Annotated in this window: 9 protein-coding genes; 5 read left to right on the top strand and 4 right to left on the bottom strand. The window is 73.0% G+C overall.

Features of this window, described 5'->3' with window-relative positions:
• The 3 genes from N4P33_RS31795 to rpmG all read right to left on the bottom strand — a co-directional run.
• On the bottom strand, nucleotides 1-727 hold a 727-nt coding region (locus N4P33_RS31795), incomplete at its 3' end, for a GTP-binding protein (RefSeq protein WP_313904621.1).
• A complete protein-coding gene (locus N4P33_RS31790; RefSeq protein WP_260830414.1) occupies nucleotides 724-978 on the bottom strand; it encodes a type B 50S ribosomal protein L31 in 255 nt (84 codons plus the stop codon). The genes N4P33_RS31795 and N4P33_RS31790, both read right to left, overlap by 4 nt.
• A 9-nt stretch (nucleotides 979-987) precedes the next feature.
• Complete coding sequence (gene rpmG / locus N4P33_RS31785) at nucleotides 988-1,152, bottom strand: 50S ribosomal protein L33 (RefSeq protein WP_260830413.1); 165 nt, start codon at nucleotides 1,150-1,152, stop codon at nucleotides 988-990.
• 72 nt (nucleotides 1,153-1,224) lie between these two features.
• On the opposite strand from rpmG, the gene rpmB reads away from it, so the two are divergent.
• The 4 genes from rpmB to N4P33_RS31765 all read left to right on the top strand — a co-directional run bounded on the left by rpmB (nucleotide 1,225) and on the right by N4P33_RS31765 (nucleotide 3,044).
• The gene (gene rpmB, locus N4P33_RS31780; protein WP_260830412.1) at nucleotides 1,225-1,461 is read left to right on the top strand and encodes a 50S ribosomal protein L28; all 237 of its coding nucleotides are present in this window, start codon (nucleotides 1,225-1,227) and stop codon (nucleotides 1,459-1,461) included.
• Nucleotides 1,461-1,766, top strand: a complete 306-nt coding sequence (rpsN, locus tag N4P33_RS31775; RefSeq protein WP_260830411.1) for a 30S ribosomal protein S14 — start codon at nucleotides 1,461-1,463, stop codon at nucleotides 1,764-1,766. Before rpmB ends, rpsN begins: the two co-directional genes overlap by 1 nt.
• A 174-nt stretch (nucleotides 1,767-1,940) precedes the next feature.
• A complete protein-coding gene (locus tag N4P33_RS31770; RefSeq protein ID WP_399030492.1) occupies nucleotides 1,941-2,435 on the top strand; it encodes a hypothetical protein in 495 nt (164 codons plus the stop codon).
• An 84-nt stretch (nucleotides 2,436-2,519) separates the two neighbouring features.
• Nucleotides 2,520-3,044: a DUF4232 domain-containing protein gene (locus N4P33_RS31765; protein WP_260830409.1), complete on the top strand. Its 525-nt coding sequence runs from the start codon at nucleotides 2,520-2,522 to the stop codon at nucleotides 3,042-3,044.
• A 290-nt stretch (nucleotides 3,045-3,334) separates the two neighbouring features.
• Here the strand turns inward: N4P33_RS31765 and N4P33_RS31760 are convergent, their stop codons facing one another.
• Complete coding sequence (locus tag N4P33_RS31760; RefSeq protein ID WP_260830408.1) at nucleotides 3,335-4,462, bottom strand: DUF2786 domain-containing protein; 1,128 nt, start codon at nucleotides 4,460-4,462, stop codon at nucleotides 3,335-3,337.
• A gap of 84 nt (nucleotides 4,463-4,546) precedes the next feature.
• On the opposite strand from N4P33_RS31760, the gene N4P33_RS31755 reads away from it, so the two are divergent.
• Nucleotides 4,547-5,293, top strand: coding sequence for a Clp protease N-terminal domain-containing protein (locus N4P33_RS31755; protein WP_260830407.1), 747 nt, complete (start codon nucleotides 4,547-4,549; stop codon nucleotides 5,291-5,293).
• Nucleotides 5,294-5,649 lie beyond the last annotated feature (356 nt).

Raw genomic sequence — 5,649 nt, 5'->3', positions numbered from 1 at the left:
CGCACGCCGGGTGCTGGGCCGCGGCGGCGGCCTCCAGGTCGACCCCGGCGAGCGCGGCGGCGGCGAGCAGGGACCGGCTGCCGCCGGGGACGCCGAGGGGCACCTGGTGGGCCGTCGGATGCAGCTGGCGCAGCAGTTCGCGGTCCTCGTCGTCCGCCTCCGGGGAATCGGCGACGGCCAGCACGGGCGCGTACTCCAGCTGGCGGGCGAAGGTGTCGGCGACGGTGCGCTGATCGGTGGCCGCGGCGGCGAGCCCGCGCTCGGCGAGGTCGTCGCCGTTCGCGAGGTACGGCAGCAGCAGCGCCGGATCCACGGCGGTGATCACGCCGGTGACGGTGAGGCCGCCGGCCGCGATCACCTCGGCCATGGCCTTCGGCTCGACGGAGTCCCACAGCTCGACGATCGCGAGCGGGATGTCACCGGCGTCCGCGAGCCGTTCCAGTTCGGGGACGAGGTCCTCCCGCAGGGCACAGCAGGCGCAGTCGTTCACCAGCGGCGCCTCACCGGTGGAGAGCACGCCGCCGGCGTCCCGGACGGTGCGTACGACGGTGCCCGCGGGGGCTGAAGCGAGGTCGTGGTGGAGTACGACGCTGCCCGGCACGTCGGCGAGCAGCCGGGCGACCGCCGCCCCGCGCGCGTCGGCGTGCAGACCGGCGACGAGGGCGACGGGGAGGGCCGCGGAGTGGGCTTCGGGATGGGCTCCGGAGTGGCCTTCGGGGTGGGTCACGCGCCACCCCGCTCGCCGTAGCGGCGCTCGAAGCGCTCGACGCGGCCCGCGGTGTCCAGGACGCGCGCGGTGCCGGTGTAGAAGGGGTGGCTGACGTTCGAGATCTCGACGTCGACGACCGGGTAGGTGCGGCCGTCCTCCCAGTCGATCGTCCTGTCGCTGGTCATGGTGGACCGGGTGAGGAAGGCGTAACCGGCGGCGCGGTCACGGAACACGACGGGGCCGTAGGGCGGATGGATTCCCTTGCGCATGGCGGTGGTTCAGCGCTCCTCTCGGAACTCGACGTGACGGCCGGCGACGGGGTCGTACTTGCGCAGCGTCAGGCGGTCGGGGTCGTTGCGGCGGTTCTTGCGGGTGACGTAGGTGAAGCCGGTGCCCGCGGTGGAGCGGAGCTTGATGACCGGGCGCAGTTCGTTGCGTGCCATGCTGGTAGCTTACTGAAAACGATTCTCGTTTACATCAGAGGGTCGGAGCGACCGCGAGAGAGGTACGTCACCATGTCCGCGCACTGCATGCTGACCGGCGCACAGCCCGGCTTCGGCAACCGGATCTCCCACTCCCACCGGCGCACTCCGCGCCGGTTCGACCCCAACATCCAGTCCAAGCGCTACTGGCTGCCGAGCGAGGGCCGGTACGTGCGGCTGCGCCTGAGCGCGAAGGGGATCAGGACGGTCGACGCGATCGGCGTCGAGGCGGCCGTCGCCCGGATCCGCGCCCGGGGAGGGAAGGTCTGATGGCGAAGAAGAGCAAGATCGCGAAGAACGAGCAGCGGCGGGAGACCGTCGCGCGGTACGCGGCCCGGCGGGCGGAGCTGAAGGAGATCATCCGGCGCCCGTCGTCGACGCGGGCGGAGCGCCTTGCGGCCCAGCGGGAGCTGCGCGCGCAGCCGCGTGACGCGAGCGCCACGCGCGTGCGCAACCGCGACCAGGTGGACGGGCGCCCGCGCGGGTACGTGCGGGCGTTCGGCCTGTCCCGCGTCAACCTGCGCGGGCAGGCGCACGCCGGGTATCTGCCGGGGGTGCGGAAGGCCTCCTGGTAGGGGCGCGGGGATACGGAAGCCCTCCTGGCAGGGGGCGCGCCGGTGCCCTTGTGGTGCGAGGTGTGTCACGGGGGCTGGTGAGGTGACTGGTGAGTACGGTTAGCTGGCCGCGGTCGTTTCCGGCCGACGGGGCCGGCTACAGCTAGGGGGCTTGCAGTGACTTCGGTGGCTTCGGTGACCTTCTCGCGCGTCCGCGTGGCGGCGGCGGCCGTCGGCCTGCTCGGCGCGCTCGCGCTCACCGCGTGCAGCGGGGACGGCGACTCCGGCGACTCCAAGGCGAGCCCCACTCCGTCCGCGACGGCGCCCGACGGCACCGGCGGCACGGACGCGCCCGATGAGCCCGCGGGCGAGCTGGAGGGCAGCTGGCTCGCCACGACCGGCGGCAAGGCCGTGGCGCTGGTCGTCACCGGCGAGCAGGCCGGGCTCTTCGCCACCGGCGGCACCGTGTGCAGCGGCAGCGCGCGTGAGGACGGCGGAACCTCGACCATCCGCTTGACCTGCACGAACGGCGACAAGGACCGGGCGACCGGCACGGTCGAGTCGGTGAGCGAGTCCTCCCTGAAGGTCACCTGGGAGAGTGGTCTCGGCACCGAGACGTACATCAAGGCGGAGGGCGGCAAGCTGCCTTCGGGGCTGCCCACGACGGGACTGGGATCGCCGAGCGAGTGACACCGTCGCGGCGGGGCCGACGTACGGGCGCGGGGTGCCGTGCGTGATGATCGGGGTGCACCTCCACACACCCAGGGGACCCAAATGCGCGCTGTACCGATCGCCGTCACCGCCCTGTCCGCCCTCCTTCTGCTGACCGCCTGCGACGACGGCAAGGGTGAGGACGGCAAGTCCGCCCAGCGGCAGAAGGCGGCCTGCGCGATCGACGAGGTGAGCATGGAGGTCGGCCCGGCCAGCGTCGCCCCGGCCGCCGGGGACACCGGCGACGTGCCGGTGAGCTTCACCAACCAGAGCGCCGAGTGCACGCTGGACGGCTTCCCCGAGGTGTTCCTGACCCGCGCCGGCGACTCCGAGCGGTACGAGGTGCCTCCGGCCGAGGGGGCGAAGGCGCAGAAGCTGACCCTGGCCAAGGGCGAGTCCGCGTCGTTCACCCTCACCTATGTGCGGGGCGAGCGCGCCGTCGATGTGAAGAGGCTGCACGTCGTCTTCCCCAGCGAGGGCGGAGACCCCAGCACGCGGGAGTACCGGTGGTCGTACGGTCCGATCGCGGGCGGTGACGGTGACGGTCTGGAGGTCTCCGTGAGCGCGTATCAGAAGGCGGGGGACTGAGCGCACTAGGCCCTGTCGTCAAATTCCCGTCGTCCGCCCGAAGGGCGGGCCTGGCGGCGGCGTGGGGGCACCTCCCGCCCGAGCCGTGCGAAGCGCGGTTCGAGGGTGGGGGAGCGTGCTCTCGGCGTGCCGGGCGTCGACCGGCGTACTGGTTGTATGTGGTCGGCGCCCGGTGCGGCGAGTGGGGGCACCTCCCGCGCCCTTAAGGCAGTGGGGGAGCGTGCATGGCGTCGCCAGGCAGGCGGGAATTTGACGACAGGGCCTAGAGGGCGGGTGACCGAGCGAGGCCCTCAGGGAAGGTGCGGCCGGGGTTTCACCTGCGCCGCGTCCGCCGCCCGGGCGCCCTCCTCCCAGCCCGCCGCGTCGCTCACCCCGCGCAGCCGGGTCGTCGTGGTCTGCGGGAACAGGCGGTCCAGCCGCTCGGTGACGGCCACCTCGCGGGAGGCGAGGACCGGGAGCAGGTCGTCGGTCACCTGGGTCTCGGCGACCGCCGCGAGCCGCGTCCCCACGCGGTGGGCGTAGGCCGCGAGGAAGGACTGCCGGAACGTCTTGGTCCGCTTCCGTCCGCCCGCGCGCTGAGCGGCCTCCGCCGTGGTCATCGCGGTGGTGGCCTGCACGAGCAGGGAGGTGTAGAGGAGTTCGACCACCTCCAGGTCGGGGGCGAAACCGACGACCGTGGAAAAGCCGAGGGGTTCGTTCCACACCGCGCGGCAGTGGTTGGCGGTGGCGACCGCGTCCAGGAGCACCGCCTTGGCCTGCTCGTACGGCGGTTCGACCCCGATCCGGCACGCGGTGGGCGTCTGCGCCGAGGGCGTGCGCGCGGCGAGCAGCGCCTCGTCGACACTGTGCCGCGCCATCAGCTCCTGCGCCTTGGCGCTGAGCGCCTCCGCCTCCTCCGGGAAGCCCGTCGCCTCCGCCTTGGCCAGCAGCGCCCGGATGCGGGTGAGCATGCGCGACTCGGGGTGCGACTCCCGGTGCCGGTCCGGTCCGCCCGGGGTGGCGGCCGTCTCGTCGAGGGACTCGAGCACGGGCAGGCCGAGCAGCAGACGGTACAGCTCCAGTACTGCGGTGGCGTGCGAAAAACGGTCGGTGCGCGGCGCGTCCGTGGCAGGAAGGGCGTCGAGCTGAGCCTGCCAGCGCGGGCCGCGCGGGCGGTCGTGCGGTGCCTGGTCGCGGATCAGCGCGGCGACGAGCCGTACGTGCACGTCGTCCAGCTCCCGCCGCACGATCCGTACGACATCGGCGGGCTGCCAGCCGCGCCGCCAGGCCGTCGCCACGAACTCCTCGCCGCGCCGGGCGAGTTCGGCGTCCGACGCCGGGTCGGCGGCGAGCAGGGAGGCGCCGGTGTCGAGGCCGGTGTCGCCGGTGTCGTAGAGGGCGGCGCGGAAGGCGCGGTCGACGGTGCTGGACGTACTCACGGGCCGATCGTGTCATGCGCGGGTTTCACCCGGAGGTGTCAACGGACGGTTGACACCAGCGGGGTGTCAACTTACGGTTGACACATGACGACGAACCCCGACATCACGTCATCCGTGCGTCTCGACGACCTCATCGCGGCCATCAAGAAGGTCCACGAGGAGCCGCTCGAACAGCTCCAGGACGCTGTGCTCGCCGGGGAACACCTCGGCGACGTCGCCGACCACCTCATCGGCCACTTCGTGGACCAGGCCCGGCGCTCAGGCGCCTCCTGGACCGACATCGGCAAGAGCATGGGGGTCACCCGGCAGGCGGCGCAGAAGCGCTTCGTGCCCAAGGAGTCCGCCGCGCTCGACCCGAACGAGGGCTTCAACCGCTACACACCGCGCGCCCGCAACGTGGTGATGGCCGCGCACAACGAGGCGAAGGCCGCCCGTCACGCCGAGGGGCTGCCCGAACACCTCGTGCTCGGACTGCTCGCCGAGCCGGACGGCCTCGCCGGCAAGGCGATCACCGACCAGGGCGTCACCCTCGACGCGGTCCGCGATGCGGCGACCGCCGCGCTGCCGCCGGGCGCGGAGGACGCCCCCGAGCTGGTGCCGTACGGCCCGGCGGCCAAGAAGGTCCTCGAACTCACCTTCCGCGAGGCGCTCCGCCTCGGCCACAACTACATCGGCACCGAGCACATCCTGCTCGCCCTGCTGGAGCACGAGAACGGCGAGGGCGTCCTCAGCGGCCTCGGCATCACGAAGGCGAGGACGGAGGAGTGGGTCACCGAGGTGCTGTCGCAGATCCAGCTCCGGCCGGCGGGAGATGAGCAGGCAGAGAGCTGAGTTCGGCCAGGTGGGGCGGGGCCTGGCCGACCCTCGCTGAGTGTGGGCTTGGGCGGGACCGAACGGGCGGGAGCCTGCCGTCTCCGGCTGAGCGCGAGCTTGAGCTGAATGGAGCAGGCGAGGGGCCGATACTCCCTGCCGACTCCCGCTGAACCTGCCCTCGGGCTGAACCCACTGCGCGCGAGGCCGAGGCTCGCTGGTCAGGGGCGTTGTCAGACCCCCCTGGCAGACTCGCAGCATGGCCGATCGGTGGGTGCTCGCGGGCGCCGAGGACGGTGGCGTGGACGTCGCCGCCCTCGGCCCCGGCGGGCTGCCCGCGGGTGCGGTGCGGCGGGAGGCGGATCCCGCCGCGGCCG

This window comes from Streptomyces sp. 15-116A (genome assembly GCF_025290915.1).
Lineage (GTDB): Bacteria > Actinomycetota > Actinomycetes > Streptomycetales > Streptomycetaceae > Streptomyces.
Note: the sequence above shows the minus strand (reverse complement) of the source record. Positions and strands in the feature narration are given on the sequence as shown.